Annotated in this window: 1 protein-coding gene and 3 pseudogenes; 2 read left to right on the forward strand and 2 right to left on the reverse strand. The window is 66.3% G+C overall.

All coding sequences use genetic code 11. The annotated features are described in order from the left end of the window. Positions 1-242: pseudogene (locus tag JCM19049_RS12750) on the forward strand (hypothetical protein); the annotation flags it as partial. 87 nt (positions 243-329) lie between these two features. Here the strand turns inward: JCM19049_RS12750 and JCM19049_RS12755 are convergent. Together JCM19049_RS12755 and sigE are read right to left on the reverse strand one after the other, a co-directional pair. Then, positions 330-754 (reverse strand): annotated as a pseudogene (locus JCM19049_RS12755) (sec-independent translocase). Positions 755-827: 73 nt separating this feature from the next. Further along, entirely contained in the window at positions 828-1,439 is a 612-nt protein-coding gene (gene sigE, locus JCM19049_RS12760; RefSeq protein ID WP_054821774.1) for an RNA polymerase sigma factor SigE, read from the reverse strand. A 217-nt stretch (positions 1,440-1,656) separates the two neighbouring features. Between sigE and JCM19049_RS12765 the strand changes: the two are divergent. Next, a pseudogene (locus JCM19049_RS12765) lies at positions 1,657-1,968 on the forward strand (methyltransferase); the annotation flags it as partial.

Here is a 1,968-nt window from a genome sequence, read left to right on the forward strand (position 1 = left end):
GCCAGCAGGCGGACCTGGCGTTCTTCAAGACCGATGAGCTGCGCTTCTCGGGCAGCCACGACCCGTTGGCCGCCCTGCTGCTGTGCGGTGCGGACAAGGCCGACCGGGTCATGGTCGCCGGGCGGTGGCGGGTGCTGGACGGTGCCATCCCGGGACTGGACCTGCCGGCGCTGATCCATGAGCACCGCCGCCACGCGCGGGCGCTGGTGGATTTGTCCACCCCGGTAATCCAGTACAGCTAGCCGTTCTCCGGCCGGATGCCGGTTCGCCCTTTACCGGCAGCGAACCGGTGTCGGGCTTTAGGAACAAGTAATCCCCTGCTGCCGGACTCATACCGGGGCAGGGGATTGTGTCGTTGGGGGAAGCTCCAGGTAGGTGGCCTCGTCGTCGAAGGGGGCCGGCTCCCCCGGGGCCAGGCGGTCGGTGGCCGCCGGGGCCACGGATTTGCGGATCGGGGCGGCCGGGGCGGATTTTGCGGCGGTGACCGCCTCATCGAATTCGTCGACTAGGGCTTCCTTGATGATCCGCCGCGGGTCGTACTGGCGCGGATCCAGTTTCTTCCAGTCCATGTCGCGACTTCGTCGCCCACTTCCTCCCGCAGCTGCTCCCTGGCCCCGTTGGCCATGCGGCGCAGTTCCTTGACCAGGTTCGCCAGTTTCCGGGCGTACTCGGGAAGCTTTTCGGGGCCCAAGATCACCACCGCGAGAATCGCCAAAACGACGAACTCGCTACCGTTGATACCTGCAAACTCCACGATAGAAAGATTACCCTGTCATCCGGCATCGGCCTAAGCGCGCTGCCGTGTCGAGAGCCGGTGCCCCGGCGTGCTAGCTGGCGCTGGGCATGATCTTGCCGGCGATGCGCGGCAGCGAAACCGTCAGCGGGGCCTTGGTGTTGGCGGGGTTGCGGTGTGCCAGCGCATCACGCAGCATCGCCCGTCCACGGTGGATGCGTGAGCGCACCGTGCCCAGTTTCACGTTCAGGGCGTTGGCGACTTCCTCGTAGGAGTACCCCTCCAGGTCACACAGGACAATCGCGGCTCGGAACTCCGGCGCCAACGCCTTCAGGGCGTTGTGCACGTCCACATCCAGGTTGTTCAGTTCAAAGCCGCGTTCGGGGCCCGGCGCGGTGCCTTCCAAACGGTCCTCGGCCCCTTCGGCGAAACGGTCGAAGCGGATCTTGGAGCGGCGGCGCGCCCCGTCCAGGAACAGGTTGGTGGTGATGCGGTGCAGCCAGCCGCCCAGGGTGCCCGGAGTGTAGTTCTCCAGGCCCTTGAAGGCGCGCACGAACGCTTCCTGGGACAGGTCCTCCGCGTCCTGGCGGTTACCGGTCAGCCGGTAGGCCAGGCGGAAGATGCGATCCCCATGTTCGCGCACCATGGCATCCCACGTGGGTGCGGGATCGGCGGGGGCGGCGAGTTCGTTGCGTGTAGTGCTCACGTATTAAGTCTCGGCTCTCCAGCTGAGCACAAGCTAAGAATCCACTGCGCTGAAGCCGTCAGTTGTCCTTGGGCAGCACGCCCCGGCCCGGTTAAGCCCTGCGGGGAACGCCCGCGGTCGCATCAGCGCCGGGACTTCAAGGTTCTGTGACAAAGAGCGCTACGATGGACGGTGGCCGCCATTTTCATGGAATGAGGAACGCACCCACATGCCGTCGATGAACACCGAGTTGTTTGCCAGCTGGACCCATGCCCAGAACGCCGTGACCGAAGATGAGGTCATGACCCGCGCCCGGGAGCGCGGCAGCGAACTGGGAGCGCACACCATCGACCCGGCCGGCGCGTCCATCCTGCAGCTGCTCTCCAATCTTTACAGCCCCCGCAACGCAGTGCAGATCGGCGCCGGGGTCGGGGTCGCCTCCCTGTCGATCCTGCGCGGCATGGGAACCAACGGCACCCTGACCGTGATCGAAAGCGACCTGGAGAACGTGGGGGCGCTGCGCGAGGCGCTGCGCGAGGACCGGGTGCTG

This window comes from Arthrobacter sp. JCM 19049 (assembly GCF_001310435.1).